Annotated in this window: 25 protein-coding genes and 1 other RNA gene; 12 read left to right on the top strand and 14 right to left on the bottom strand. The window is 58.0% G+C overall.

What is annotated here, in order from left to right:
• Window positions 1-183 precede the first annotated feature (183 nt).
• Window positions 184-1140 carry an enoyl-CoA hydratase/isomerase family protein gene (locus HP062_RS25020; RefSeq protein WP_172792225.1) on the top strand — a complete coding sequence of 319 codons (957 nt, stop codon included), beginning with the start codon at window positions 184-186 and terminating at the stop codon, window positions 1138-1140.
• 37 nt (window positions 1141-1177) lie between these two features.
• On the top strand, window positions 1178-1600 hold the full coding sequence (locus HP062_RS25025) for an organic hydroperoxide resistance protein (RefSeq protein ID WP_010463651.1): 423 nt from the start codon (window positions 1178-1180) through the stop codon (window positions 1598-1600).
• Between the two features lie 118 nt (window positions 1601-1718).
• Here the strand turns inward: HP062_RS25025 and HP062_RS25030 are convergent, their stop codons facing one another.
• A complete protein-coding gene (locus HP062_RS25030; protein WP_010463649.1) occupies window positions 1719-2096 on the bottom strand; it encodes a DUF6124 family protein in 378 nt (125 codons plus the stop codon).
• Window positions 2097-2616: 520 nt separating this feature from the next.
• On the opposite strand from HP062_RS25030, the gene HP062_RS25035 reads away from it, so the two are divergent.
• Complete coding sequence (locus HP062_RS25035) at window positions 2617-3153, top strand: dihydrofolate reductase family protein (protein WP_077747361.1); 537 nt, start codon at window positions 2617-2619, stop codon at window positions 3151-3153.
• Between the two features lie 340 nt (window positions 3154-3493).
• Here the strand turns inward: HP062_RS25035 and HP062_RS25040 are convergent, their stop codons facing one another.
• The 10 genes from HP062_RS25040 to HP062_RS25085 form a co-directional block, all read right to left on the bottom strand.
• Entirely contained in the window at window positions 3494-4333 is an 840-nt protein-coding gene (locus HP062_RS25040) for a DUF4062 domain-containing protein (protein ID WP_154911907.1), read from the bottom strand.
• Between the two features lie 112 nt (window positions 4334-4445).
• Window positions 4446-4508 (bottom strand): KTSC domain-containing protein, encoded by a 63-nt coding sequence (locus HP062_RS31230; protein WP_256666185.1) that lies wholly within the window; start codon window positions 4506-4508, stop codon window positions 4446-4448.
• A 244-nt stretch (window positions 4509-4752) separates the two neighbouring features.
• Window positions 4753-5145, bottom strand: a transfer-messenger RNA (tmRNA) gene (gene ssrA, locus HP062_RS25050).
• Between the two features lie 115 nt (window positions 5146-5260).
• Entirely contained in the window at window positions 5261-5512 is a 252-nt protein-coding gene (locus HP062_RS25055) for a hypothetical protein (RefSeq protein WP_010463560.1), read from the bottom strand.
• A 366-nt stretch (window positions 5513-5878) separates the two neighbouring features.
• The gene (locus HP062_RS25060) at window positions 5879-6154 is read right to left on the bottom strand and encodes a hypothetical protein (RefSeq protein WP_010463558.1); all 276 of its coding nucleotides are present in this window, start codon (window positions 6152-6154) and stop codon (window positions 5879-5881) included.
• 206 nt (window positions 6155-6360) lie between these two features.
• Window positions 6361-9171, bottom strand: coding sequence for an FAD-binding and (Fe-S)-binding domain-containing protein (locus HP062_RS25065; RefSeq protein ID WP_154503026.1), 2811 nt, complete (start codon window positions 9169-9171; stop codon window positions 6361-6363).
• Complete coding sequence (locus tag HP062_RS25070) at window positions 9168-9839, bottom strand: lactate utilization protein C (RefSeq protein WP_172792226.1); 672 nt, start codon at window positions 9837-9839, stop codon at window positions 9168-9170. The genes HP062_RS25065 and HP062_RS25070 overlap by 4 nt, the downstream gene beginning before the upstream one ends.
• Window positions 9839-11293 carry a LutB/LldF family L-lactate oxidation iron-sulfur protein gene (locus HP062_RS25075; RefSeq protein ID WP_172792227.1) on the bottom strand — a complete coding sequence of 485 codons (1455 nt, stop codon included), beginning with the start codon at window positions 11291-11293 and terminating at the stop codon, window positions 9839-9841. Before HP062_RS25075 ends, HP062_RS25070 begins: the two co-directional genes overlap by 1 nt.
• On the bottom strand, window positions 11290-12114 hold the full coding sequence (locus HP062_RS25080; RefSeq protein ID WP_172792228.1) for a (Fe-S)-binding protein: 825 nt from the start codon (window positions 12112-12114) through the stop codon (window positions 11290-11292). Before HP062_RS25080 ends, HP062_RS25075 begins: the two co-directional genes overlap by 4 nt.
• A 151-nt stretch (window positions 12115-12265) precedes the next feature.
• Window positions 12266-13960, bottom strand: a complete 1695-nt coding sequence (locus HP062_RS25085; RefSeq protein ID WP_077747381.1) for a lactate permease LctP family transporter — start codon at window positions 13958-13960, stop codon at window positions 12266-12268.
• 262 nt (window positions 13961-14222) lie between these two features.
• On the opposite strand from HP062_RS25085, the gene HP062_RS25090 reads away from it, so the two are divergent.
• Window positions 14223-14990, top strand: a complete 768-nt coding sequence (locus tag HP062_RS25090) for a GntR family transcriptional regulator (protein ID WP_010463546.1) — start codon at window positions 14223-14225, stop codon at window positions 14988-14990.
• A 49-nt stretch (window positions 14991-15039) separates the two neighbouring features.
• Here HP062_RS25090 and smpB read toward each other — a convergent pair whose 3' ends face one another.
• The gene (gene smpB, locus HP062_RS25095; RefSeq protein ID WP_007900551.1) at window positions 15040-15522 is read right to left on the bottom strand and encodes an SsrA-binding protein SmpB; all 483 of its coding nucleotides are present in this window, start codon (window positions 15520-15522) and stop codon (window positions 15040-15042) included.
• A 118-nt stretch (window positions 15523-15640) separates the two neighbouring features.
• On the opposite strand from smpB, the gene HP062_RS25100 reads away from it, so the two are divergent.
• Genes HP062_RS25100 through HP062_RS25110 form a run of 3 tightly spaced genes read left to right on the top strand, consistent with a single transcriptional unit; the run spans window position 15641 to window position 17793 of the window.
• The gene (locus tag HP062_RS25100) at window positions 15641-17044 is read left to right on the top strand and encodes a sodium-dependent transporter (RefSeq protein ID WP_010463541.1); all 1404 of its coding nucleotides are present in this window, start codon (window positions 15641-15643) and stop codon (window positions 17042-17044) included.
• Window positions 17045-17051: 7 nt separating this feature from the next.
• Window positions 17052-17486: a type II toxin-antitoxin system RatA family toxin gene (locus tag HP062_RS25105; RefSeq protein WP_010463538.1), complete on the top strand. Its 435-nt coding sequence runs from the start codon at window positions 17052-17054 to the stop codon at window positions 17484-17486.
• On the top strand, window positions 17479-17793 hold the full coding sequence (locus HP062_RS25110) for an RnfH family protein (RefSeq protein WP_102593595.1): 315 nt from the start codon (window positions 17479-17481) through the stop codon (window positions 17791-17793). Before HP062_RS25105 ends, HP062_RS25110 begins: the two co-directional genes overlap by 8 nt.
• 61 nt (window positions 17794-17854) lie before the next feature.
• Here the strand turns inward: HP062_RS25110 and HP062_RS25115 are convergent, their stop codons facing one another.
• Window positions 17855-18382: an outer membrane protein assembly factor BamE gene (locus HP062_RS25115; RefSeq protein WP_010463534.1), complete on the bottom strand. Its 528-nt coding sequence runs from the start codon at window positions 18380-18382 to the stop codon at window positions 17855-17857.
• Between the two features lie 97 nt (window positions 18383-18479).
• Between HP062_RS25115 and fur the strand changes: the two genes are divergently transcribed.
• Window positions 18480-18884 (top strand): ferric iron uptake transcriptional regulator, encoded by a 405-nt coding sequence (gene fur / locus HP062_RS25120; protein ID WP_003197684.1) that lies wholly within the window; start codon window positions 18480-18482, stop codon window positions 18882-18884.
• Window positions 18885-18959: 75 nt separating this feature from the next.
• On the opposite strand, the gene recN is transcribed toward fur, so the two are convergent.
• Window positions 18960-20633, bottom strand: coding sequence for a DNA repair protein RecN (recN, locus tag HP062_RS25125; RefSeq protein ID WP_145309772.1), 1674 nt, complete (start codon window positions 20631-20633; stop codon window positions 18960-18962).
• A gap of 239 nt (window positions 20634-20872) precedes the next feature.
• Between recN and grpE the strand changes: the two genes are divergently transcribed.
• The 4 genes from grpE (at window position 20873) to dapB (ending at window position 25695) form a co-directional block, all read left to right on the top strand.
• Complete coding sequence (grpE, locus tag HP062_RS25130; RefSeq protein ID WP_077747384.1) at window positions 20873-21439, top strand: nucleotide exchange factor GrpE; 567 nt, start codon at window positions 20873-20875, stop codon at window positions 21437-21439.
• A 103-nt stretch (window positions 21440-21542) separates the two neighbouring features.
• The gene (gene dnaK / locus HP062_RS25135) at window positions 21543-23459 is read left to right on the top strand and encodes a molecular chaperone DnaK (RefSeq protein ID WP_077747385.1); all 1917 of its coding nucleotides are present in this window, start codon (window positions 21543-21545) and stop codon (window positions 23457-23459) included.
• Between the two features lie 297 nt (window positions 23460-23756).
• Window positions 23757-24881 carry a molecular chaperone DnaJ gene (gene dnaJ / locus HP062_RS25140; protein ID WP_010463516.1) on the top strand — a complete coding sequence of 375 codons (1125 nt, stop codon included), beginning with the start codon at window positions 23757-23759 and terminating at the stop codon, window positions 24879-24881.
• 10 nt (window positions 24882-24891) lie between these two features.
• Window positions 24892-25695 carry a 4-hydroxy-tetrahydrodipicolinate reductase gene (dapB, locus tag HP062_RS25145; protein WP_010463514.1) on the top strand — a complete coding sequence of 268 codons (804 nt, stop codon included), beginning with the start codon at window positions 24892-24894 and terminating at the stop codon, window positions 25693-25695.
• Window positions 25696-25898 lie beyond the last annotated feature (203 nt).

A 25898-nucleotide genomic window follows, 5' to 3' on the forward strand; every position in this document is an offset into this window, starting at 1 on the left:
CAGGCAAAAAAGGCACTGGCGATCATCGCCAGTGCCTTTTTTTTGTCCGACTGACGTCACTTGTCAGCCGGAGTTGCGCTGCTAGGCTTGTTCAGCCGGACCTTTCCGGCATGCCCATTATCTGCTTCAGACTGTAGAACGTTGTTCGCGGGGACCACATGTTTTTCAACTGGAGGTTTTCCCATGAGACTGCAGCTATTCAATGCCGCGATCATTGTCGCCAGCATGGCGGCCACCGACCCGTCTCTCGCCGGTGAAGCATCGACCGCATCCGCTTCACCCGACAAGACCCCGTCCACCCACGCAGCAAAACAGGAGATCAAGCTCACCCGCCTCACCCCCGAGTATTGGCGCGTCACCTTCCACAATCCGCCGTACAACATCTACGGCCCCGAGACCATGCCGCAACTGAATGAGGTCGTCACGGCCATCGAGACCGATCCGAAAGTGGTGGTCGTAGTCTTCGACAGTGACGTTCCAGACTTCTTCCTCACCCACTACGACTTCGTCCCGCCGCTGACCGACACCACCAGCCTGCCCAACGGCCCCACCGGCCTGCCACCGCTGCCCGATATGCTGGTTCGCTTGAGCAAGGCGCCCGTGGTCTCGATAGTGTCCATTCGCGGTCGCGCAACCGGCGTCGGCAGCGAACTGGCCCTGGCCAGCGACATGCGTTTCGCCAGCCGCGAAAAAGCCATCCTCTCGCAATGGGAAATCGGCGCCGCCCTGGTGCCCGGCGGCGGTCCGATGGCGCGCCTGCCACGGCTGATGGGCCGTGGGCGCGCGCTGGAAGTGCTGCTCACCGGCAACGACATCAATGGCGAACTCGCCGAACGCTACGGCTACGTCAACCGTGCGCTGCCCGATGCCGAACTCGATGCATTCGTCGACACCATGGCCCGGCGCATTGCCCGGTTCGACAAACAGTCGATCGCCGACATCAAGCGCCTGGTCGACGCCGCCAGCCTGCCACCCAACGAAGCCATCGCCGCCGAATGGGACGGTTTCATCGGCTCGGTCAAACGGCCGGCGGCGCAGCAACGCATCACCCAACTGATGGAGCTTGGCCTGCAGAAAAAAGCCGACGTCGAAAAACGCCTGGCGCACTACACCGGCACCCTGGGCGAGGCCTCGAAATGAGCTCGCCGTCGTTCAATCCTGATCAGGAGTCACTGTCATGAGTGCTGCACTGGAAACCGTTCTCTACACCGCAAAAACCCACACAGTCGGCGGCCGCACCGGCACCGGCAAATCCAGCGACGGCGAGCTGGACGTCAAATTCAGCTCGCCCGGCTCGGGCAAGCCGGGCACCAATCCGGAGCAACTGTTTGCGCTGGGGTATTCCGCCTGCTTCATCGGCGCGATACAGGTGGCGGCGGGCAAGATGAAGATCAAATTGCCGGAAGACACGTCGGTGGATGCCGAAGTGGATCTGGGCAAAACCGGCGCTGGGGATTTTCAATTAGCGGTCAGGTTGAACGTCAACTTTCCCGGGTTGGAAGAGAGGGTGAAACGGGAACTGGCTGAGGCTGCGCACGAGATGTGCCCATATTCGCGGATGACGCGGGGGCATGTGTCGGTGGATTTGAAGGTGCTTTGAGTCCCGCCACCCACCGGACTAATGTGGGAGCGAGCCTGCTCGCGAATACGGTTTGTCATTCAACAACAATGTCGACTGATTCGCCAATTTCGTGAGCAAGCCCGCTCCCACAGGGGTATCAACTGCGTGGTGAAGATCTCGGCACTTCAACGTTATCCAGCATCCGATTCACCGCCAGTTCAGCCAGCATCACAATCTGCTGAATCGCCATCGCCGTGTGTCGATGCGGACCTTCCAGATACCCCGCAAAATCACCCGCCATCACACTGGCCTGGGCCAACGATTCACAGGTATGGGCGAGCAGGTCTTCGTCCTTGATATCCGGCGCAACGAGAAACATCGTGCTCGGCTTGCGGGCCATGGGGGATTTCAGGGCGCAGGGGTTCAGGTAGTGATCGAGCGCACGGTCGGCGGCTTCGTGGAGTTTTTTTGAATCGATGGATTCGTAGGGGGAAACGTCGTCCGGGGCGGGCGGGTTTGGTGTTTCTTTGATCATGGTGTAACTCCTTCTGCGTAATGGAGCTACCAATCTTTCGTTCCAAGCGAAAGGGTGGCAGCTATGCGCGGGCTGGAAACCGAGGCAGAAGGAGCCCGGCAGACCCGAAGGTCTCCCTCGCACAGCCGCCATAATGGAGAACTGCAATCAAAAAATCGCCGCAGTATCCCATTTGTTGAGCTGTTACGCCTTCAATACCTCGGGTTTCCAGGCCCGGTCGCTGATGTGCAGCGACCGACAAAGCCTATCCGCTGCGCTTCCTACCCGACAACCGCCGGAACCTGTCGGAAACGTCCCTGAAAATCACAGCGTCTGTAGGACCCAACCCGGATTTTTTGTTTAAAAATGCTTCCATGGTCAGAAGTTTCTGTCGGCCCCTGGCCTGGTTCGAAGCCCCTGCGCGAAATTTCAACCCGCCCACATTCCAGCACTCCCACGACTTCGTATAACTGCCAAGCGAAGGCGAGCCGCTTATTCGGCTTATGATCCTGCGTAAACGTCGTTTAATAAGGAGGTCCCGATGGCCACTGCACATGTTTTTATCGCCGTCAGTCTGGACGGCTTCATCGCCCGGCCAGATGGCGACATCGACTGGCTCCTGCAACGTGATGATCCAACTGAAGATCATGGCTACTCTGCCTTCATCGCCGACAAGGAGGTCATCGTGATGGGGCGGGGAAGCTATGAGAAGGTGCTGACCTTCGACACATGGTTTTACGACCGGCCCGTCGTGGTGCTTTCTGCACAGCTGGCCAATTCGCCGGTGCCCGAGGCCTTGAAGGGCAAGCTGCGTTTCTCGAACCTTGCCCCCAGGGACGCGATGGCGGAACTGGCGAGGCAGGGCGTGCATCGGGTCTATGTCGATGGCGGGCAGTTGGTGCAATCCTTCCTGCGCGATGGATTAGTCGCCGATATGGTGATTACCACTGTGCCCGTGCTGATCGGATCGGGAAGGCCATTGTTCGGAGCCCTTCAGCAGGACATTGGATTGAAACTGGTATCCAGCCGCAGCTTTCCTTCAGGTCTGGTGCAGTCCACCTATCGGTTGGCGCCATGACCCGCTCATAGTGCTAACGAGGTGGCAGGCACGCGTTTCAGGTCGCTTTGCAGCCGCCACCACCCATCCGACAGGCCCACAGGAAGGGGGTGCACTGATTCTCGCGGTGTTGACGGGACAGAACGAGAACTGGCGTATACGAGCGCATGAGCATGTGACGCGCTGGATTTTCAGGCACAAAAAAAGACGTCCGTGGACGTCTTTTTTCGTTGAAGTGGTGGACCGGGGGCGTTTGAACCCGGTCGTCAAATGCCTGTATTTCTTGGTCTTTCTTGATGTGACTATTTCAAGGGATACATGTGGGGATACACGAGTCGTCTTGCTGGGCTCTTTTGTAGCCTCAGAGCTCAATCATATCGGCGATTTGATAGCCAAGATTTGTGACTTCGTAAATTTCACCTTTGTGTCCTCTCGCGACGATGAGGCGCTGACCCTCTAGCTCGGTTATCGCTTGCTCCCATTTTGCTGTTTCGCGTCTATCATCTTGGGTAATGAGATTTTTACCATTTGTTTGGACATCAGTTCCGCTCATATGGCGTATATGCATGATCGTGCCATGAGGGTCTAGGCTCGACTCCTTGAGCAGCACTCGGGCTTCGTTGGATAAATTTGGAATCGAGGTCTTGGATTCGACGGGTTCAGCTATAGCCAAGCCTTCCGCTTTGTTAAATAAAGGATGCTCATTGACCTTTAACTGAAGGTGGCGATACAGCTTTGTTCTAAAGTCGGCCAAGCTATCGTAGCTTTCATAAAGCCCTCGACGTTGGCATTCAGACTTGAATTTTTTGACGCTTGCCACCTGGTCCAAGTCGGCCGTATCCATTGCTACAGGCTGAGATGAAAAATAGAGCATTGTCGGCTTGCCGGACTCAATGTGCCTTTCCAGTTCCTCAACGGTTCCACTTGCATAGTCGTCTGTTGGGGTACCAATTCTTGTCCAAAACACACCTACCATCAGGTCGCATTTTCCTAGAATTTGATCGTTGATGATGGCTTGCGGCTTGGAGCCCATTTCTGGAGATGAGTGCGATTCCCAGCCAACAGGAAGCAACACAATTTTGCGAGTATTCGAGTTCACCGCGTTCCATTCGTAGATCACGTCGCGAACGATTGAACGTTCGGAGGCAACGTCGCCGGGAGACGCGATCATCACATTGAAGGTTTCAGCGCTGTAGCTCATTGCACATCCTCTGTGTTGGAAGGGAGAACCGATAGGTTTGAGCTCATGGAAGGTAGCCGCACTTCCCATACCGTCAAATGGATCAACTACCTTATCTCCTCAAAACGCGTCCTCAGCATTGATATCGATCACGTATATATCGGTTGTAGTAAGAACCTTTAGACGTCGCAGACATCAACCCCTCATGAGTTGATGGGGGGACATTGCAAAAGTCTTAGGAGTGCCCCTGTTGAAAGCGAATCTTCAGTTTTCTCGAACCCGCATCGTAGCCAACGGCAGTCATCGCTTCTGAATGCGCCGCAACCATTTCGGAATAAGGGGAAATATTTATTTAAGGCCGCGCTTTGGGAGGGAGACAAATCACCAACCTCCAGATGCAACAAAACCCGCACTTGGCGGGTTTTGTCTTGCTTCGTATTTGGTGGAGCCGGGGGATTTGAACCCCCGTCCGCCAGTACTCCGCTGTCGGTACTACATGCGTAGCCGTTTCTATTAAGTTAACCCTCAGCGACCCGAAGGGCAGGGTGCTTTGGGCGAGTTGTGTAATTTTTAGCCGCTTCGTCCACAACGTACTGCACGGCGATTCTGTTCTATATGACAATCACTTTGGGTTTACAGACATCCCCTGATGATTGCTGGACCCGAAGGTACCAGGAGGGAAGGGCTAAGGCTGCTTACGCAGCGAGAGCGTATTCCCCGTAGGTTTCGTCATTGGCAACTATAGAAAGTTGCAACAGTGGATTTACGAGTTCTGTTACCAACTCGGCATGCACCTAAAGTTTCGCAACCGGCGTCGAATCCTAAACGGCCCCGAGCCTGTTGCTCGGTGAATCAAAGTGAGCAACAAGCCTGCGCATTGTACGCCAACACGCGTGAGAAGGCCAACCCGAAGGTTGGCCGCGAGTGGTTACTGGTTGGGTTCGTTGCTCAGTTTGTCAGCGCCAATGCCTGGATGGCCTCGGTGGCGCATTTTTTGTCGTCCCCGGCGGCTTTTGAAGTTTTGGCGCTGGCCAGCAGTCTTTTGATCTCCGGTGCGTTGGTGGAGGTCGCTGGTAGCGCATTCACTTTGGCTTCGAGTTCCTGCAGTTTGCTCGTGCAAAGGTCGTTGTCCGCTGCAAATACGGGAGAGGCCAACACTGCAGCAGACATGAACAAACCCGCGAGTGCGGTACGTTTCATGGATATCTCCTTGTACTGACGGTCTCGGTGCTGCCGTATGAGCGGGCGGCTCGGGCGAGTCCGAAAAATAAGCCACGATTGATTAGGGCCTACCTAAAAGACTACGACACCGCGCAGAAATTCGGTTTTTTCAGAATGGCTATGAAAAAACTGTTTGATAGTCGATGGGTGCAGTGGCACTAAAAATGGGGGCAATTGCCTCTGTATCGCGGGTGGGGTTGTTAAGTTTTAGCTGCTTGAACCGGCGTCAGATCCTGAACGGCCCCGAGCCTGTTGCTCTGTGATTCAAAGTGAGCAACACGCCCGCGCCGTGTGCGCCACCGCGGTGGATAAGGCCAACCCGAAGGTTGGCCTGGTCACACGGGATTACTTGTTGGTTGGGTTTCGCGTTTGAATTTTCTCAAGCAAACCGCTAGTGATTCCAACGCACCCCTTGTCGTCCCCTGCGGCTTGGGCTGCTTTTGCTTTGTCCAAACCGGCTTGTATGTTGTCCTTGGCGTTTTCTGATGTGGCGGGATCAGAGTCCAGTACCTGCTGAATTTGGCTTATGTTTTGTTTGCAAAGGTCTTTATCTGCCGCAAACACCGGCGAGGCCAACAGTGCGGTGGTGATGAACAATCCAGCAATTGCAGAGTGCTTCATGGGTATCTCCTTGCGCATGAGGGCTCGGTGCTGCCGGTGAAGTAGGCTGCTGGCCGAGGTGGTTATAAGCCCGTTCACAGGGCCTAGCTAAATGACTATAGCCGCATGCTGGAGTTCGGTTTTTTTTTGAAGGCGTGTCGAGAAGATTGGCGCAACAGCAGTGCATGAAAAAGGGGCGAAATCGCCCCATTTTCACCAAAGTGCCCTCAAGCCGGACGCACTTGCGTCACACGATCCACCAAGTAAACCAGACCGTGATAGTCGATCCCGCCATGTTGGCTCAGGCCGATTTCGCAGGTGCGGCTGGTGGAAATGCCTTCTGCGCAGAACTGCACGGCGTCTTTCAGGCTGCGCAGTGAGTGAGCGTTCAGTTCGGGGGTGGTGAAGCCCTTGTCCCCCGCAAAACCACAGCAGTGAATGCCCTCTGGAATGACCACGTTTTTGCTGCATTTACGCGCCAGATCAATCAGCGCCTGACTCTCGCCAAGGTGCTGGGTGCTGCAAGTGACGTGCACCGCGATCGGCGCTTCCTGCGGTGTGAAATCCAGGCGATCCATCAAATGCGTACGGATGAATCGCACCGGGTCGTAAAGGTCGAGTCGGACTTCGCCCAAATCCTGAACCAGCCGTAACGTGCACGGGCTGGTGTCGCAATAGATCGGATCGAGCCCGCCGCGACTGGCGTGCAGCAATGCGCCGATCAGTTCCTGACGTTTGTGCTCGGCCTGTTCCGCATAACCTTTGGAGGCAAATGGCTGACCGCAGCAGAGGCTGTCCTGATTGTCGGGAAAGACGACCTGGTAACCGGCTTTTTCCAGCAGCCCACGGGTTTTGTCGTACAGCGACATCTGCTCTTTATCACCCGCTGCCGGGCCCATGACCCGCGAGACACACGCCGCCAGATACACCACACGAGGGCGTTGGTCCGATACGACCGGGCTGAAGCGAATGGCTTTTTCTGGCTGCGGCATAGCGTTGGTCCACTGCGGGACCTGACCTTTGGACAACTTGGTCAACGTCGCCGACAGCTTCGCCAGACGCGGTGCGCCCAGCAGCATCCGCGCACCGTTGGCGACATGCAGGGTGAAACGCGCGCCTTGCAGTGCCGTGGCGAAATTGCCTTCAAGCCAGTTGGCGGTTTTCGTATGCGTCGCCTTGCGGCCGCGAAGCTTTTTCACCAGCTCGCCGGTGTTGATGCCTACAGGGCAACGTTGTGCACACAAACCGGTGGCGGCGCAGGTGTCGATGCCTTGGTATTCGTAGGCGGCTTCAAGTTCGGCGGTGTCGACGCCTGCGCGTTTCTTCGCCTGAATATCGCGCCAGATCACGATGCGCTGGCGCGGGCTCAGGGTCAGTCCTTTCGACGGGCAGACCGGTTCGCAGAAACCGCACTCGATGCACTTATCCACAATCTCGTCGGCGGCCGGCAGCGGTTTCAGGTGCTTGAGGTGGATCTGCGGATCTTCGCTGAGCACCACGTCCGGGTTGAGGATGCCGTTAGGGTCGAGCAGCCGTTTGAGTTGCCACATCAGTTGATAGGCATCGCTGCCCCATTCCAGCTCGACAAAGGGCGCCATGTTGCGGCCGGTGCCGTGCTCGGCCTTCAACGATCCGCCAAACTCTACCGCCACCAACTGCGCCACGTCGTCCATGAATGCCTGGTAGCGTGCGACTTCTTCCGGGTTGTTGAAGCCTTGGGTGAAGACGAAGTGCAGATTGCCTTCCAGGGCATGGCCGAAGAGGATCGCCTCGTCGTAGTGGTGTTTGTCGAACAGCTCGATCAGGCGGTTAACGCCAATGGCCAGCTGTTCCACCGGAAACGTCACGTCTTCGATGATCACAGTGGTGCCGGTTTTGCGCACCGCACCGACGGCAGGGAAGGTGTCTTTGCGGATCGCCCAAAGTCGAGCGTTTTCCACGGGGTCCTCGGTGAAGTCGACTTGTTTTTCCACCGGGAAAGAAGTCAGCGACGCCATGATCTGCGCCAGTTGTTCCTGTAGCAAAGTGGACGATGCGGCGCGGGATTCGATCAGCAAGGCGCAGGCATTGTTCGACAGCTGTTGTACGAAAGCGGGCATGCCGGGTTTGTCCTGCACCGAGCGCAGGCTGCGACGGTCCAGCAGTTCCACGGCGGACACCGGCTGGCTTTTCAGCACGGTGACGGCGTTGCAGCAGGTCTCCACATCCGGAAACACGATCAGCGCCGAAGCCTTGTTCGGGTGGTCGATGACCGTGTCGTAGGTCACCGCGCTGATGAAGCCGAGCGTGCCTTCGGAGCCCACCAGCAAATGGCTCAAGATATCCACAGGCTCGTCAAAATCCACCAGCGCATTGAGTGACAGGCCGGTGGTATTTTTCAGGCGGTACTTGTGGCGGATTCTCGCAGCCAGTTCGGCATTGGCGCGGGTTTCGCGGCCCAATGTCGCCAGACGCTCGAGCAGCGCGGCGTGGCTCTGGTGAAACGCGGCAACGCTCGCCGGATCTTCGGTATCGAGACGGCTGCCGTCGGCCAGGACCAGACGAATACCGGCCAGCGTGTGGTAGGTGTTCTGCGCGGTGCCGCAGCACATGCCGCTGGCGTTGTTGGCTACGATGCCGCCGATTTTGCAGGCGTTGATCGAGGCCGGATCTGGACCAATCTTGCGCCCGAACGGCGCCAGCCAGGCGTTGGCCTGCGCGCCGATCACGCCCGGTTGCAGGCGGATTTGCGTGCCTTGGCCGCGGATCTCGCGACCGTTCCAGTTATCCCCAAGCACGATCAGCACCGAATCGCTGATGGCCTGGCCGGACAGGCTGGTACCAGCCGCGCGGAAGGTCACCGGGACCTGGTCACGTTGCGCCAGTTTCAGTAGCGCCACCACTTCGTCTTCGGACTCGACACGGATCACCAGTTTCGGAATCAGTCGATAAAAACTGGCGTCGGTGCCGAAGGCCAATGTCGACAATGGGTCGTCGAAGCGCCGCTCTTGGGGGATCAGTTGCTGCGCATCTCGCAGGAAAGCCGCCGGTAGAGTCATTGGTCCTCCAGAATCAAAACCACCAGGTCTTTCGGACCGTGCGCACCGTAGGCCAGGACTTGCTCGATGTCGGCCGTTTTCGACGGGCCGGACACCAGCAGGGCGTTGGTCGGCATGCCTTTCGCCCAGTCGAATTCCTGTTGGACCTGATAGAAGTTATCGCGAATTTCACTGGCTTTCAGCAGGGCAAAATGCACGGGCGGAACCAGGCTCATCAAGCGCGGTTCCTCCCGTGTTGGCCAGAGAATCAGACTTCCGGTGGCGGCAATTGCGCCGAGGGTGGTGGTCAGGCTGGCCGGGGTGTCGTTGAACAGCTCGGCTTTCCACTCTTCAACCGGACGGTCGTAGGACTTGAGTGTCGGTAGATCAGGATTATTCGCCCAGTGTTGCGTGACGCGTTGCCCATGAGGCGTAGTCGGCGCGATCAACAAGCTCGGCAACTGACGGTCTCGCAACAACTGTGCGAGCAGCGCCGGCCAACCTTCGCCGGACGTGAGGTGGATCTCGGTGTGCACCGCTTCCATCAGTTTGCGCAATTGCGGGATGCGTTGCTCGGCGGTGTAGGTGTAAGGCGCAGTCACCAGCTCGACGTCGAATTCGTCGGGCACGGGCGTGGTGCCTGTCAGACTTTTCCGTAGCTTGGCGAGGATGTTTTGCTTGGAGCTCATCAACGATCTCCCTGTTTGGCCAGATGCTCACGGGCCATGTCATGCAGTGAGCGGGCAGCGGGTTTCGGTGCGCTGTGGTTTTGCGTCCACGGGCCAACATTGTTCGGTGCCAGGGCACGCAGTCGTGTGGCGAAAAAGCCGAACAGACGATACAGCGTCGGCGAGCTGTTGAGTCTGGCCCAGGCGTTCCAGATAAAACGTTCCTTGCGCGAATATTTGCTGCCCTGACCGCGCATGACTTGATGCGCACTGTCCGGGGCTTTGACGTTCTCTTCCCGCAGGCGACGCAGCAGTGCCGGGATCGGAATTTTTACCGGGCAAACTTCACCGCAAGCACCGCAGAGCGACGATGCGCTCGGATGGTCCGGGACGTTCGCCAGGCCGACCATGTGCGGGGTGATGATTTTTCCGATAGGCCCAGGGTAAACCTCCCCATAGGCGTGACCGCCAATTCGGGTGTACACCGGGCAATGATTCATACAAGCACCGCAGCGGATGCAGTTCAGGGTCTGGCGCAATTCGCTGTCGGCGAAGGCCTGGCTGCGACCGTTGTCGAGCAGGACCAGATGCACTTCCTGCGGACCGTCGAGTTCATGTTCCTTGCGCGGGCCGGAGATCATGTTGACGTAGGTGGTGATCGGCTGGCCGAGGGCCGAGCGGGTCAACAGCGATAGCAGCGGGACCACGTCGCGCAGGTTTTCCACGACTTTTTCGATGCCGGTCACCGCGATGTGCACCGGCGGCACCGTGGTGGTCATGCGGCCGTTGCCTTCGTTTTCCACCAGCAGCAAGGTGCCGGTTTCGGCCACGGCGAAGTTGACGCCAGAAACGCCGATGTCCGCTTCGAAGAATTTCTGTCGCAAGACTTTGCGACCGATCTGAATGAGTTGGTCAACGTCCTTGGTGTACTCCACGCCAAGTTTGTCGTGGAACAAGGACGCGACCTGACCGGCATTCTTGTGGATCGCCGGCATAATAATGTGTGAAGGCTTCTCGTGATCGAGCTGGACGATGTACTCCCCCATGTCCGACTCCAGGCATTCAATGCCTTGAGCTTCGAGGACATGGTTCATCTCCATCTCTTCGCTGACCATCGATTTGCCCTTGATCACTTGCCGCCCCTCGTGAGCGCGGATGATCGATAGGACGATGCCATTGGCCTCGTCCACCGTTTCCGCCCAGTGCACTGTCACACCGTTGCGGGTCAGGTTCTGTTCCAGCTGCTCGAGCAGGTCGGGCAACTTGGATAACGCACGGGCACGGACTGCATTGCCCAGCGCTCGTAAATGTTCTCTTTCATGGGCATCGCTGAAGGACGCTGCCCGTTTTGTCATCAGAGAATCCATCGCAGTACGAAAGTTGTTTCGCAGCTGCTTGTCACCCAAAGCCTTGTGAGCCCGGGTGCGAAAGTCTTCTTCCACGGCAACCGTAGGAATAATCGCGGAAGCGTTCATAGAACACCTCCGGTTCGCTGCCAAAGGAAACTGGCCAGGTGTTGGCCGCGCAACGCTTCCTTCTGTTTCTCCAGCGAGCCGTTGATGTTCATCAGGCAACCACAATCGGCACTGAGGACCTTGTGTGCGCCGGATTCCTTCAACGACCTTGTCTTGTCAGCCACCATCGCGCCGGAAATATCTGGCATACGGACGCTGAACGTTCCACCAAAGCCACAGCATTCACTTTCGTGGCTGTGGTCGACTCGCTCCACGTTGCTCAGTTGCGACAACAACTCGCGACCATGCAAGTGGGTGTTCATTTCACGCCGTGCCGAACACGAGGTGTGCAACGCCACTTTTACCGGCTCGCCGCCGTCCTTGAGCTGCACCTTGCAGACAAACAGCAGGAACTCGGCCAGTTCGTAAGTCCGGGCCGCCAGCGCCTGAACCTGCTTCAACGTCTGCGGCTCGTCTTTGAACAAGTCGGCGTAGTGTTCGCGCAACATCCCGGCACAGGATCCCGACGGCACCACCACCGGGTAATCCCCGACGAACAGCGCCAGTTGCGAGCGCGCCACGGTCCTTGCCTGCTCGGTGTAACCCGAGGTGTAGGCCGGTTGTCCGCAGCAGCTCTGCCCTTGCGGGTACTCGACACGGATACCCTCGCGTTCCAGCAAGTGAATCGCGTCCATCCCGGCTTCGGGGTAGAACAAGTCCACCACGCAGGTCCCGAACAGGTAGACCCGTGACGGTTTCTCGCTGGGGTATTGCCGAGGCTCGGGCAGTGGCGGGGCGACGCGGGTCGCATTCGGCACGGCGTTGTAAAAAAGCTCGCTCATCAGGCGTGTCTCCGGGTGGACCCGGTTATCCGTCTGCTGAGGCTGCTGAATATAGAGAGGGAAACTTTCAGCAGCCTTACAGACCGGGTTGTGAATAGCTGACGCCGGAATCGTGGTCCGGCGTCGGTTTTTTCGATGTGGCTTGTAGTCCCTAGTGCACCAACATGCCAGTGAGCCAGTAGGCCTGGATGTAGGTGATCAGGCCGACGATGGTTGCAAAGAACAGGCTGTGCTTGAGGGTGAAGCGGAACAGGTCCGATTCCTTGCCCACCAGACCGGTCGCGGCGCAGGCCACGGCGATCGATTGCGGCGAGATCATCTTGCCGGTCACGCCGCCGCTGGTGTTTGCCGCCACCAACAGCACATCGCTCACGCCGATCTGGTGCGCGGTGGTTGCTTGCAACGAACTGAACAGCGCGTTGGACGAAGTGTCGGACCCGGTCAGGAACACGCCCAGCCAGCCGAGGAATGGCGAGAAGAACGGGAATGCCGCGCCAGTGCCTGCCAATACCAGTGCCATGGTCGAAGACATGCCCGAGTAGTTGGTGACGAAGGCGAACGCCAACACCATGCCGATCGACAGAATCGGCCAGCGCAGCTCGTAGAAGGTCTCTTTCAAAGTGGTAAGACCAGTTTTGATGTTGATCTTCAGCACCAGCATCGAGATCAGCGCGGAGAAGAAAATCGCCGTGCCGGTCGCGGAAATCGGATCGAGTTTGAACACCGCTGTAATGGCGGTCGGCGCAGTCACGATCGGTGCGACCTTGATCACCATCTGATCCAGGTGCGGGATGGCGAAGTTGAACACCCAGCTGTACATCGAACCGCCGGCGGCGAACATGGCCTTGAACGGTTTCAGGGTCCAGATGGTGACCAGCACGGTGAGGATCAAGAACGGCGACCAGGCTTTGACGATTTCAAACAGGCTGTAAGGCGACGCTACGCTGGTGCGCGGCTGACCGAAACCGCCGGCGCTGGCGGTCACCACGGAGGCCGAGACGGCACCGGCGATGTGTTGGCCGGCGGCGCGTTTTGGCTGCCAGACTTTCAGGAACAGCGTCAGGGAAATCAGGCTGGCCAGGGCCGAGGTGATGTCCGGCAACTCAGGGCCGATGAAGTTCGACGTGAAGTATTGGGTGATGGCAAAGCTCAAGCCGGCCACCAGCGCAGCAGGCCAGGTTTCCCGAACGCCGCGCAGGCCGTCCATCATGAACACCAGCCAGAACGGCACGAACAGCGACAGCAACGGCAGTTGGCGGCCGGTCATGGCGCCGATCTTGAACGCGTCAATGCCGGTCACTTGCCCGGCCACGATGATCGGAATCCCCAGGGCACCGAAGGCCACTGGCGCGGTGTTGGCGATCAGGCACAGGCCAGCGGCGTACAGTGGGTTGAAGCCCAGTCCTACAAGCAGCGCGGCGGTAATCGCTACCGGTGCACCGAAACCAGCGGCACCTTCCAGGAACGCGCCGAAGCAGAAACCGATCAGCAGCACCTGCAAACGCTGGTCGTCGGTGATCGACAATACCGAGCTGCGGATCACTTCGAACTGACCACTCTTGACCGTCAGTTTGTAGAGGAACACGGCCGCGACAATGATCCAGGCAATCGGCCACAGACCGTAGGCAAAGCCATAGCCTGCGGCGGCGAAGGCCATATCGACCGGCATCTGGAAGGCAAAGATCGCAACGGCGATGGACAACGCCAGGGTGATGCTGCCGGCCACATGGCCTTTGAGGCGGAACACCGCCAACGCCAGGAAGAAAAACACGATGGGAATAACGGCCGCGAGCGCGGAAACGCCAAGGCTGCCGAGCGGGGTATAGAGCTGTTGCCAGGTTTGCATATGGGGTGGCCCCTAATTGTTGTTGGTCAGGCACTGGTCAGCGTTCTTGGATAATTGGTAATACCAATTTACAATCGCTGTTGGCTAGGGTAAAAGCCTTGTATGCGGTGTGTCAATTTGTCGCCCTGAAACTTTTGTCGAATAAGTGCTGAATAGTGGGCGTGATCCGCTTTAACAAATGCCGTCTGGTAGGTGCTGGCACAGCGCCGATAGGCCAGAATAGAGGGCCCGGCGAGCCGTCGGGACCGTGGAGAATTGAGTTATGGGGTTTGATCAGATTCGTCAGCGCCGTTTGTCTGACGATATTGTCGAGCAACTCGAGGGGATGATCCTCGAAGGCACGTTGAAGTCTGGCGAGCGCTTGCCGGCCGAGCGCGCATTGGCCGAGCAGTTCGGCGTGTCACGCCCCTCGTTGCGCGAGGCGATTCAGAAACTGGCGGCCAAAGGCTTGTTGGTCAGTCGCCAGGGCGGCGGCAATTATGTGGTGGAGTCGCTGGGTTCGACCTTCAGCGATCCGCTGTTGCATCTGCTGGAAAGCAACCCGGAAGCCCAGCGCGATCTGCTGGAGTTTCGTCATACGCTGGAGGCGTCCTGCGCCTATTACGCGGCACTGCGCGCCACGGATGTCGATCGCGAGCGGCTGACGGCGGCATTCAATGAATTGCAGGACTGCTACACGCGTCACGATGAGGTGAGCCGGGCGGAAGAGGGCGCGGCGGATGCGAAATTTCATTTGGCGATTGCCGAAGCCAGTCACAACGCTGTGTTGCTGCACACCATTCGCGGGCTGTTCGATCTGCTCAAGCGCAACGTGGTGACCAACATTGGCGGCATGTACAAGCAGCGCACGGAAACCCGCGACATGCTGATCACGCAACATCGGGAGCTGTACCTGGCGATTATCGAAGGGCGGGCGGAACAGGCGCGGGAAGTCTCCAGCCGACATATTTTGTATGTGCAGGAAGTGCTGGAAGAAGTGCGTCAGGAAGTGCAGCGCATGGCCCGGGCGGAGCGGCGCAAGGGGATGTAGCCATGATCGTCCCCACGCTCCGCGTGGGAACGATCATCAGACCGAAAGATTAATCTTCCTTGCCCTTGTTGCGCACCGCACGCTGCAACTCGCGACCGGCGTCGCGTTCGCGTTCGGTATCACGCTTGTCGTATTCCTTCTTGCCCTTGCCCAGAGCGATCTCGCACTTGACCATGTGCTTGCTCCAGTACCAGGACAGGCACACGCAGGCATAGCCTTTTTGCTGCACGGCGGCGGCCAGCTTTTCAAGCTCGCGGCGGTTGAGCAACAACTTGCGGGTGCGGGTCGGATCGGCGATGACGTGGGTGCTGGCGGTCATCAGCGGCGTAATGTGGCTGCCGAGCAGCCAGGCTTCGCCATCCTTGAGCAGCACGTAACTGTCAACCAGTTGCAGCTTGCTTGCCCGCAGACTTTTTACTTCCCAGCCGGCCAGGACCAGACCAGCCTCGAACTTATGCTCGATGAAGTAATCGTGTCGCGCCTTTTTGTTTTGCGCGATGGTCCCTGTTGGGTGTTTCTTCTGTTTAGCCATAGGGGCGGCATTATAGGGAGTTGCACGCGAGTCGGCTACGGTATCGCTACGTGCTTGAGCAGGTTGATTGAATCCCGGACAATGCGGCCTCTTTTTTGAACGCTTGGGCGTGATAACGATGTCGACAGACAAGGTTTCTGTCCACGGCAGTTGGGCTAGCCGCTGGGTCTTCATACTCGCCGCGACCGGTTCGGCCGTGGGCCTGGGTAGTATCTGGAAATTCCCGTACATGGTCGGCGTCTACGGCGGCGGCGCCTTCGTGCTGATGTTCCTGGCCTGTATCGCGCTGATCGGCGTGCCGGTCATGCTGGCCGAAACCCTGATCGGCCGCCGCGCGCGGCAGAGCCCGGCCAACGCCTTGAAGGTGCTGGCGGTGGAAGCAGGGCATTCGGGCAAGTGGTCCTGGGGCGCATTCGCCGGGATGATCACGGCGTTGCTGATCCTGTCTTTCTATAGTGTGGTCGGTGGCTGGTCGCTGGATTACATCATCGACATGGGCCGTGGCGACTTCCAGGGAGCAACGCCCGATCAGGTCGGCGCGTACTTTGGCAATGTGATCGCCGATCCGTGGCGCCTGACACTTTGGCACACGATTTTCATGCTGCTGTCTGCCGTCGTCATCGCCAAAGGCGTGGTCGCCGGGCTTGAACGCAGCCTGCGGATCATGATGCCGCTGCTCTTCGTGATGATTCTGGTGCTGCTGGGCTACAGCATGACCACCGGCCATTTCATGGAAGGCGTGCATTTCATGTTCGACTTCCACCCGGAAAAAGTCCTCGACGGCTTGTTGCCGGCCATGGGGCACGCGTTCTTCTCCCTGAGTGTGGGCGTTGGTTCGATCATGATTTACGGCGCTTACATGCCCAAGCATTCGTCGATCTCCGGCACCGTGGTCGGCGTGGCGCTGCTCGACACTTTCGTTTCCCTGGTGGCTGGTCTGGCATTGTTTCCGATTGTGTTCGCTGCGGGCTTGAACCCGAGCGAAGGCCCGGGCCTGATGTTTGTCAGCCTGCCGTTCGCCTTCGGTAACGTAGCGTTCGGCCAGTTGATGGGCGTAGTGTTCTTCGTACTGGTCGCGGTGGCTGCCTGGAGCTCGGCGATTTCCCTGCTCGAGCCGATGGTGGCTTACCTGGTCGAGCGCACGAAAGTCAGTCGCGCCTGGGTGACTTTCTGGCTGGCGTTTATCTGCTGGTTCGTGGGGTTGGGCACGGTGTTTTCCTTCAATATCTGGAAGGAAGCCAAATTTTTCGTGAACGAAGGCGGGATGTTCCATCTCTATCAATGGGGTGCCGCAGGCGGCCTGGATTTCTTTGGCGTGATCGATTTCTTCACGTCTCGGATCATGTTGCCACTCGGTGGTTTGTGTTTCGTGGTGTTTGCGGGCTGGGTGATGGGGCGTGAAGCGGTGCGCGACGAGTTGTCGGTCCGCAACCCTGCGCTGTTCGCCCTGTCCTTGTTCTTGATGCGCTATGTGGCGCCCATCGGCATTCTCGTAGTGTTTGCCGCACAGCTGTGGAAGTGACGCTGACATGACGACACACATTCAACGTTCGGCTCTGCTGCCTTACCCGGCGCAAGCGCTGTATGACCTGGTCAACGACGTGGCGCGTTACCCGGAATTTCTGCCGTGGTGTTCCACCGCTGAAGTGCTGGAAAGCACTCCCGAGCACATGCGTGCCAGCGTGGGCGTGGCCAAGGGTGGGTTGAGTCAGCATTTTGTTACCAGAAACACTTTAGTGCCCGGCCATTCGATCGAGATGAACCTCGAGGAAGGACCTTTCACCCAGTTGCATGGCATTTGGGTGTTCAAGCCGTTGGGCGAAAAGGCCTGCAAGATCAGTCTGGACCTGTCCTTCGATTACGCCGGGCCGATTGTTCGCGCAACCTTGGGGCCGCTGTTCAATCAGGCCGCAAACACGTTGGTGGACGCGTTTTGCCAGCGCGCCAAACAAATGCATGGTTGAGTCGAAGGTTGACGTCGAGGTGGTCTACGCCGCAGTTGATCGTCAGGTGCTTCTCGCAGTGTCGGTGCCAGCAGGAACGACGGTGCGCGCGGCTTTGCTGGCGTCAGGCGTTGGCGAGACCTTCGCGGAGCTGGATCTGACCCATTGCCCGGTGGGGATCTTCGGTAAAGTAATTACTGATGCGGACACTCGTCCTGTGCAGGCGGGTGATCGCATCGAGATTTACCGGCCATTGCTGGCAGATCCGAAAGAGGTTCGTCGGCTGCGTGCCGCCAAGGCTGCTGAGGCCAAGGCCCGGAATCAGTAAGCCGCCCAAGCGCCAGACAATAAAAAACCCGGACATGCCGGGTTTTTTATTGCGTCGCAAATTATTGCGGCGACGTTTCCAGCGGTTCTGGCGTCGGGACCGGAACGGTTTCTACACCGTCTACGTCCTTCTGGATCTGGTCCAGCAACGAGCCTGGCTTGACCGGTTTTTCCGGTTTCGGCTTCTCGGCGTTTTCTGCTGGTGCAGTGACTGTTGTGCCACTGTCCTTGCCGAGAATGGCTTCGTCGCGGCTCACGCCTGGCATGAAATCACCAGAGAGGCTGACAAGTTGGTCATTTGGGTTGAAGATAACGCTAATGCGTTCCTGTTGGCGTTCACCGCCACCCGGTTGCAGGCTGTACAGATAATCCCAGCGATCGGCATGGAACGTGTCGGTCAGCAGAGGGTTGCCCATGATAAACCGTACTTGCTTACGGGTCATTCCCGGGCGTAACTGGTTTATCATGTCCTGCGTGACGACATTGCCCTGCTGGATGTCGATTTTGTAAACCCCGGGGAATGAACAACCGGCGAGTGCGAGCAGTCCCACAAAGGTGAAACTGGTTAGCAAGAGCTTGGTGTTTTGCATCGGTGGGCGACTTCCACTATCTTGGCTGGGACAACGTAAACGCCGATCATACCCGCATTAAGAGAAGCTGCGAAGCAGCATCGCGAGAAAGCTGACCATGGTTGAAAATAGCGAACTACGCAAAGCCGGCCTCAAAGTGACCCTTCCACGGGTCAAAATTCTGCAAATGCTCGATTCCGCCGAGCAACGCCACATGAGTGCCGAGGATGTTTACAAGGCGCTGATGGAGGCTGGTGAGGACGTCGGTCTGGCCACGGTTTACCGTGTACTGACTCAGTTCGAGGCAGCTGGCCTTGTGGTGCGGCACAACTTCGACGGAGGCCATGCGGTCTTCGAGCTGGATGACGGCAAGCATCACGACCATATGGTCAACGTCGAAACCAGCGAAGTGATCGAATTCTTCGACGAAGAAATCGAGCGTCTGCAGAAAGCCATCGTCGATAAGTACGGCTTCGAGATGGTTGATCACAATCTGGTGCTGTACGTGCGCAAGAAAAAGTAAGCATGTCGCGCGAATTTTACATTCGCGAAACGAGCGAAGGCGACCCAAGGGTCGCCTTCGTGCTTTCTGCCGTCCTTAAATTTTTGCGGTGACGACCATTTTTTTCGCGTGAGCCAGGGATTCCTTGGTCAGATCGATGCCACCCAGCATCCGCGCTACTTCTTCGACGCGATCATTCTTGCTCAGTTTGGAAACAGCCGTGTGGGTCGCCTCTTCGCCGCGCACCTTGTGCACGAATAGATGTTGATGGCCCTGGGCGGCCACTTGCGGCAAGTGGGTCACTGTCAGCACCTGCCCGCGTTCACCGAGGCGACGTAGCAGTTGGCCAACGATCTCGGCGGTGGGGCCTCCGATGCCCACGTCCACCTCATCGAATACAAGTGTCGGCACACGTGAGGTCTGTGCGGTGATCACCTGAATAGCCAGGCTGATCCGTGACAGTTCGCCACCCGAGGCCACTTTGGCCAAGGCTTTTAATGGCTGACCCGGGTTGGCGCTGACCAGCAGCTCGACCTGCTCCAGTCCATTAGGCAGCAGTTCGTCGCTGCTGTTAGGACGTAATTCGATAGTGAAGCGCCCGCCGGGCATGCCCAGTCGCTGGATTTCCTGTTCCACGGCGCTGGCCAGGCTGTTCGAGGCTTGATGGCGCAGGTCGCTTAGTTCTCGAGCCTTCTCCTGATAATGACGGGCATAAGAAGCCAGCTCATCGCTCAGTCGCTCGATGGATTCATCGTTGGCGTTCAGGGTTTCGATTTCATCCAGCAAGCGCTGCTGCATCTCGGCGACTTCGGTCGGCTGGATGCGGTGCTTGCGCGCCATGGTGTAGATCGCATCCAGGCGTTCTTCCAGGTATTGAAGGCGTGCCGGGTCGGCGTCGAAGTTGTCGAGAAAGCGGTTGAGCTCGCCCACGGCTTCTTCGACCTGTATCTGTGCGCTGGTCAGCAGGCTGCTGGCTTCACCCAGTGCGCCGATCGAGTTATTGACGCTCGATAGACGATTGAGGCTGGCGGTCAGCGCGTTCAGGACATTCCCGGAATCACTTTCGCTGCATTGCTCGACCACTTGCCGACAGATACCCAGCAGGGTTTCTGCGTTGGTGAGGTTCTTGTGCTCCTGTTCCAGGTGTTCCAGCTCGTTTTCGCCGAGGCCGAGGTTTTCCAGCTCTTCGAGCTGATAGCTGAGCAATTGATGGCGAGCGCGCTGCTCGTCGCCGGAATTGGAGAGGCGCTCCAGCTCCTGGCGAGTCTGGCGCCAGCGTTGGGCGGCCAGATGTACCTGGCGGGCAAGATCAGTGGCGCCGGCGTATTCGTCGAGCAAGCGGCGGTGAGTGTCGGTCTTGAGCAGGGATTGGTGTTCGTGCTGGCTGTGGATATCGATCAGCAGTTCGCCGAGGGCTTTGAGGTCGCCGAGCGGGCAGGGCGTGCCGTTGATATAGCCACGAGAGCGTCCTTCGGCGGTGATGACCCGTCGCAAGATGCACGGGCCGTCGCTTTCCAGGTCGCGCTCTGCCAGCCAGGCGCTGGCTTCCGGGATGTCGACCAGGTCGAAGGTTGCAAGGATGTCGGCCTTGTCGGCGCCGGGACGGACCACGCCGCTGTCGGCACGGTCGCCCAGGGTCAGGCCGAGGGCGTCGAGCATGATCGACTTGCCGGCACCGGTTTCCCCGGTTATCACGCTCATCCCGCGATCGAGCTCGAGATCGAGATGTTCAACGATGGCGTAGTTATGTACGGACAGGTGCACCAGCATAAAGGCCGCTCCCAGGCTTTAGGTCTGGTTATTTATACAGTGTTTTATTTGCGGCTGACAATGCCCCTGAAGTGCTCGATCGCCTCGGTCTGACGAAATGCCTGGTCGTCGCGTAATCACAATGCAGCGTTTTTTGTAGGGTTAATCGCAACCCGCCCCTTGAAGCTGATTTTTGCGGCCCCATATACCGGGACAGAAGCGCGAGTTGAGCTCGCGGACGTTATTGAAAGGAGAATTCTATGGCTGACGAACAGACAGTGGATACGCAAAATCTAGACGCCGATCAGGCTGCCCCGGATTCGGGTGATGAACTGGCGGCTCGCGTACAAGTGCTCGAGGAGCAATTGGCTGGCGCTCATGATCAAGCTTTGCGTGTAGCGGCTGATCTGCAGAACGTCCGCCGTCGAGCCGAGCAGGACGTAGAAAAAGCGCACAAATTCGCCCTGGAAAAATTTGCTGGCGATTTGTTGCCGATCATCGACAGCCTGGAGCGTGGCCTGGAGTTGTCCAACCCGGATGACGAAAGCATCCGCCCAATGCGCGAAGGCATCGAGCTGACCCTGAAAATGTTCCAGGACACCCTGAAGCGTTATCAGTTGGAAGTGATCGATCCGCATGGCGAGCCGTTCAATGCCGTTCAGCACCAGGCAATGGCCATGCAGGAAAGCGCCGACGTTGAGCCGAACAGCGTGCTCAAGGTGTTCCAGAAAGGGTATCAGCTCAACGGTCGTCTGCTGCGCCCGGCCATGGTTGTGGTGAGCAAGGCCCCTGCGCCAGTTTCGCCTTCTATTGATGAGCAGGCTTGAAATTAGCCACAAGGCCCCCATTTAGAAGTCAAGCGTTTAAGTGCTACCGCAGTTAGCCACCACTGCTGCGGCAACCAAATCCAAAAGTTTCGGGAGAATAAACATGGGCAAAATTATCGGTATCGACCTGGGGACTACCAACTCCTGCGTCTCCGTGCTTGAAAACGGCGTAGCCAAAGTTATCGAAAACGCTGAAGGCGCGCGTACCACGCCGTCGATCATCGCTTACGCCAACGACGGCGAAATCCTGGTTGGTCAGTCCGCCAAGCGTCAAGCTGTGACCAATCCGCATAACACCCTGTACGCGGTGAAGCGTCTGATCGGTCGTAAGTTTGACGAAGAAGTCGTACAGAAAGACATCAAGATGGTCCCGTACAAAATCGCCAAGGCTGACAACGGCGACGCATGGGTAGAAGTGAACGGCCAGAAAATGTCGCCGCCACAGATCTCGGCTGAAATTCTGAAGAAAATGAAGAAGACCGCCGAAGACTACCTCGGCGAGCCAGTGACCGAAGCGGTCATCACCGTTCCGGCTTACTTCAACGACAGCCAGCGTCAAGCCACCAAAGACGCCGGCCGTATTGCTGGCCTGGACGTAAAACGTATCATCAACGAACCAACCGCGGCCGCTCTGGCCTACGGTATGGACAAGGCGAAGGGCGATCACACCGTGATCGTTTACGACTTGGGCGGCGGTACCTTCGACGTTTCCGTGATCGAAATCGCTGAAGTCGATGGCGAGCACCAGTTCGAAGTATTGGCCACCAACGGTGACACTTTCCTGGGCGGTGAAGACTTTGACATTCGTCTGATCGACTACCTCGTCGACGAATTCAAGAAAGAAAGCGGCATGAACCTCAAAGGTGACCCGCTGGCCATGCAGCGCCTGAAAGAAGCCGCTGAAAAAGCCAAGATCGAACTGTCCTCGAGCATGTCGACTGATGTGAACCTGCCGTACATCACTGCAGACGCCACCGGTCCTAAGCACTTGAACGTGAAAATCTCCCGCGCCAAGCTCGAAGCGCTGGTAGAAGACCTGGTTCAGCGCACCATCGAACCTTGCCGCATCGCGCTGAAAGACTCCGGTATCGACGTTGGCGCCATCAACGACGTGATCCTGGTGGGCGGTCAGACCCGTATGCCACTGGTTCAGAAGTTGGTGACCGAGTTCTTCGGTAAAGAAGCACGTAAAGACGTGAACCCGGACGAAGCCGTTGCCATGGGTGCTGCTATCCAGGGTGCCGTACTGGCCGGTGACGTGAAAGACGTTCTGCTGCTCGACGTCAGCCCGCTGACCCTGGGTATCGAAACCATGGGTGGCGTGATGACCGCGCTGATCGAGAAAAACACCACGATTCCTACCAAGAAATCGCAAGTGTTCTCGACTGCCGACGACAACCAGGGCGCCGTGACCATTCACGTGCTGCAAGGTGAGCGTAAGCAAGCGGCACAGAACAAGTCCCTGGGCAAGTTCGACCTGGCCGAGATTCCACCAGCACCACGTGGCGTGCCACAAATTGAAGTGACCTTCGACATCGACGCCAACGGTATCCTGCACGTAGGCGCCAAAGACAAGGCCACCGGCAAGACTCAGTCGATCGTGATCAAGGCCAACTCCGGTCTGTCCGAGGAAGAGATTCAGCAGATGATTCGCGATGCTGAAGCCAACGCCGAAGAAGACAGCAAGTTCGAAGCACTGGCCGCAGCCCGCAACCAGGGCGATGCACTGGTTCACTCGACTCGCAAAATGGTCGCTGACGCCGGCGATAAAGTGACGGCTGAAGAGAAGACTGCAATCGAAGCCGCTGTTGTTGCTCTGGAAGCCGCTGTCAAAGGCGACGACAAGGCTGCAATCGAAGCCAAGGTTGAAGAGTTGTCCAAAGTCTCCGCACCAGTGGCGCAGAAGATGTACGCCGAACAGGCCCAGCCTGCCGAAGGCGCGGCACCTAACGACGAAAAAGCCGAAAAAGCCGACGACGTTGTTGATGCCGAGTTCGAAGAAGTCAAAGACCACAAGTAAGTTGTTGGTCGCCCGGTTGACTGCCTTCTGGCGGTGACTGGTAGGATGTCGCCGCGCGGGAGCTTGCTCCCGCGTTGGCGTGTCTGGAGTTAGCGAATTTTTACAGCATGCGACAACGCTCGAATGCTGGCGGTATGGCCGGGAATGCTCCTGCTTCTCGAGCTGAAAGTACCGCATTGAATCAAAGACCAGGATCGTTGAATTGACGTGAGTTGGGTCCGGGCCTGTATTGGGGCTCAACGAGTTTGGCGAGGCTCAGGAGGGGTTTGCCGGACGTCCTTAAGAGTGCAAAGACTTATGGCAAAGCGTGACTATTACGAAATATTGGGTGTTGAGCGTGGGTCAAGCGAAGCAGACCTGAAAAAGGCCTACCGTCGCCTGGCGATGAAGCATCACCCGGACCGTAATCCCGATGACAAAGCGTCGGAAGAGATGTTCAAGGAGGCCAACGAGGCCTACGAAGTCCTGTCCGATTCCAGCAAGCGCGCGGCCTACGACCAGTACGGTCATGCCGGCGTCGACCCGAGCATGGGTGGCGGCGGTGCCGGATTTGGCGGTCAGAACTTCTCCGACATCTTTGGTGATGTCTTCAGTGACTTCTTCGGTGGTGGTCGCGGCGGTGCCCGTGGCGGCGCTCAGCGTGGCAGCGACTTGCGTTATACCCTGGAGCTGAACCTGGAAGAAGCGGTGCGCGGCACGACCGTGAATATCCGCGTTCCGACACTGGTCAACTGCAAGCCCTGCGACGGCTCGGGTGCCAAGAAAGGCTCCTCGCCAGTGACCTGTCCGACATGCGGCGGTATTGGCCAGGTGCGCATGCAGCAGGGCTTCTTCTCGGTGCAGCAGACCTGCCCGCGTTGCCATGGCCAGGGCAAGATCATTTCCGACCCGTGCAACTCCTGCAACGGCGAAGGCCGTGTCGAAGAGTACAAAACCCTCTCGGTGAAAGTGCCGGCCGGTGTGGATACCGGTGATCGCATTCGTCTGTCCGGCGAAGGCGAGGCGGGTGCGCAGGGTGGGCCGACGGGCGATCTGTACGTGGTGATCAATGTGCGCGAGCACGCGATCTTCCAGCGCGACGGCAAGCACCTGTTCTGCGAAGTGCCGATCAGTTTTGTTGATGCTGCGCTGGGCGGCGAGCTGGAGATTCCGACCCTTGATGGTCGAGTCAAACTGAAAATCCCTGAAGGGACCCAGACCGGCAAGCAGTTCCGTGTTCGCGGCAAAGGCGTTGCGCCTGTGCGTGGCGGTGGAGCCGGTGACTTGATGTGCCGTGTGGCGGTCGAAACCCCGGTCAACCTGGGTCGTCGTCAGCGCGAATTGCTGGAAGAGTTCCGCAGCTCGCTGGCGGATGACAACAGCCATTCGCCGAAAACCACCGGTTGGTTCGAAGGCGTAAAGCGCTTCTTCGGCGATTTGTAAGGAGACAGGCATGCGACGTATTGCAGTGATGGGCGCCGCCGGGCGCATGGGCAAAACCCTGATCGAGGCCGTGCAGCAACAGCAGGGCGCGGGTCTGACGGCGGCCATTGATCGTCCGGACAGCTCGCTGGTCGGCGCAGATGCCGGCGAACTGGCTGCGCTGGGTCGTATCGGTGTGCCGCTGTCGGGTGATCTGGATCGCGTGGTCGACGAGTTCGACGTGCTGATCGACTTCACGCACCCGACGGTGACGCTGAAGAACCTCGCGTTCTGCCGCAAGCATCACAAGGCGATGATCATCGGTACCACCGGTTTCAGCGTTGAGGAGAAGCAGTTGCTGGCGGAAGCGGGCAAGGACATTCCGATTGTCTTCGCGGCCAACTTCAGCGTCGGCGTTAATCTTTGCCTGAAGCTGCTCGACACCGCTGCCCGGGTGCTGGGTGATGATGTCGATATCGAAATCACTGAAGCCCATCATCGGCATAAAGTCGATGCGCCGTCCGGTACTGCCGTGCGCATGGGTGAAGTCATTGCCGATGCGCTGGGGCGTGATCTGAAGAAGGTGGCGGTTTACGGTCGTGAAGGCCAGACCGGCGCCCGCGCTCGCGAAACCATCGGCTTCGCCACGGTGCGTGCCGGTGACATCGTCGGTGATCACACTGTGCTGTTCGCCGCTGATGGTGAGCGTGTCGAGATCACGCATAAAGCGTCCAGTCGCATGACCTTTGCCAAGGGTGCAGTACGTGCCGCCTTGTGGCTTGATGGGCGCGAGCCGGGTCTTTATGACATGCAAGACGTGCTCGACCTGCGTTAAGAAGTGCCTGAAATCGGGTTCAAACACGGCGTTTGAGCCCGGTTTTACTCCGCCAAGCGACGTCCTGTCGCATTCTCCGGCCTTTAAGGCTCATTGGCGGTAGACCGAAAATGCCTTTTTCTGTAAGCTACAGCTTTAGTGTGTTCACTAAAAGCGCGCAGAATAATTCAGTGAATGAGCGGGGTGACGTGTCCATACGTCAC

It is taken from the genome of Pseudomonas sp. B14-6 (assembly GCF_013260315.1).
GTDB lineage: Bacteria > Pseudomonadota > Gammaproteobacteria > Pseudomonadales > Pseudomonadaceae > Aquipseudomonas > Aquipseudomonas mandelii.

Coding starts and splice junctions, on each gene's coding strand:
- HP062_RS25020 (WP_172792225.1), top strand. CDS start 184: ATGAGACTGCAGCTATTCAATGCCGCGATCATTGTCGCCAGCATGGCG.
- HP062_RS25025 (WP_010463651.1), top strand. CDS start 1,178: ATGAGTGCTGCACTGGAAACCGTTCTCTACACCGCAAAAACCCACACA.
- HP062_RS25030 (WP_010463649.1), bottom strand. CDS start 2,096: ATGATCAAAGAAACACCAAACCCGCCCGCCCCGGACGACGTTTCCCCC.
- HP062_RS25035 (WP_077747361.1), top strand. CDS start 2,617: ATGGCCACTGCACATGTTTTTATCGCCGTCAGTCTGGACGGCTTCATC.
- HP062_RS25040 (WP_154911907.1), bottom strand. CDS start 4,333: ATGAGCTACAGCGCTGAAACCTTCAATGTGATGATCGCGTCTCCCGGC.
- HP062_RS25055 (WP_010463560.1), bottom strand. CDS start 5,512: ATGAAACGTACCGCACTCGCGGGTTTGTTCATGTCTGCTGCAGTGTTG.
- HP062_RS25060 (WP_010463558.1), bottom strand. CDS start 6,154: ATGAAGCACTCTGCAATTGCTGGATTGTTCATCACCACCGCACTGTTG.
- HP062_RS25065 (WP_154503026.1), bottom strand. CDS start 9,171: ATGACTCTACCGGCGGCTTTCCTGCGAGATGCGCAGCAACTGATCCCC.
- HP062_RS25070 (WP_172792226.1), bottom strand. CDS start 9,839: ATGAGCTCCAAGCAAAACATCCTCGCCAAGCTACGGAAAAGTCTGACA.
- HP062_RS25075 (WP_172792227.1), bottom strand. CDS start 11,293: ATGAACGCTTCCGCGATTATTCCTACGGTTGCCGTGGAAGAAGACTTT.
- HP062_RS25080 (WP_172792228.1), bottom strand. CDS start 12,114: ATGAGCGAGCTTTTTTACAACGCCGTGCCGAATGCGACCCGCGTCGCC.
- HP062_RS25085 (WP_077747381.1), bottom strand. CDS start 13,960: ATGCAAACCTGGCAACAGCTCTATACCCCGCTCGGCAGCCTTGGCGTT.
- HP062_RS25090 (WP_010463546.1), top strand. CDS start 14,223: ATGGGGTTTGATCAGATTCGTCAGCGCCGTTTGTCTGACGATATTGTC.
- smpB (WP_007900551.1), bottom strand. CDS start 15,522: ATGGCTAAACAGAAGAAACACCCAACAGGGACCATCGCGCAAAACAAA.
- HP062_RS25100 (WP_010463541.1), top strand. CDS start 15,641: ATGTCGACAGACAAGGTTTCTGTCCACGGCAGTTGGGCTAGCCGCTGG.
- HP062_RS25105 (WP_010463538.1), top strand. CDS start 17,052: ATGACGACACACATTCAACGTTCGGCTCTGCTGCCTTACCCGGCGCAA.
- HP062_RS25110 (WP_102593595.1), top strand. CDS start 17,479: ATGGTTGAGTCGAAGGTTGACGTCGAGGTGGTCTACGCCGCAGTTGAT.
- HP062_RS25115 (WP_010463534.1), bottom strand. CDS start 18,382: ATGCAAAACACCAAGCTCTTGCTAACCAGTTTCACCTTTGTGGGACTG.
- fur (WP_003197684.1), top strand. CDS start 18,480: ATGGTTGAAAATAGCGAACTACGCAAAGCCGGCCTCAAAGTGACCCTT.
- recN (WP_145309772.1), bottom strand. CDS start 20,633: ATGCTGGTGCACCTGTCCGTACATAACTACGCCATCGTTGAACATCTC.
- grpE (WP_077747384.1), top strand. CDS start 20,873: ATGGCTGACGAACAGACAGTGGATACGCAAAATCTAGACGCCGATCAG.
- dnaK (WP_077747385.1), top strand. CDS start 21,543: ATGGGCAAAATTATCGGTATCGACCTGGGGACTACCAACTCCTGCGTC.
- dnaJ (WP_010463516.1), top strand. CDS start 23,757: ATGGCAAAGCGTGACTATTACGAAATATTGGGTGTTGAGCGTGGGTCA.
- dapB (WP_010463514.1), top strand. CDS start 24,892: ATGCGACGTATTGCAGTGATGGGCGCCGCCGGGCGCATGGGCAAAACC.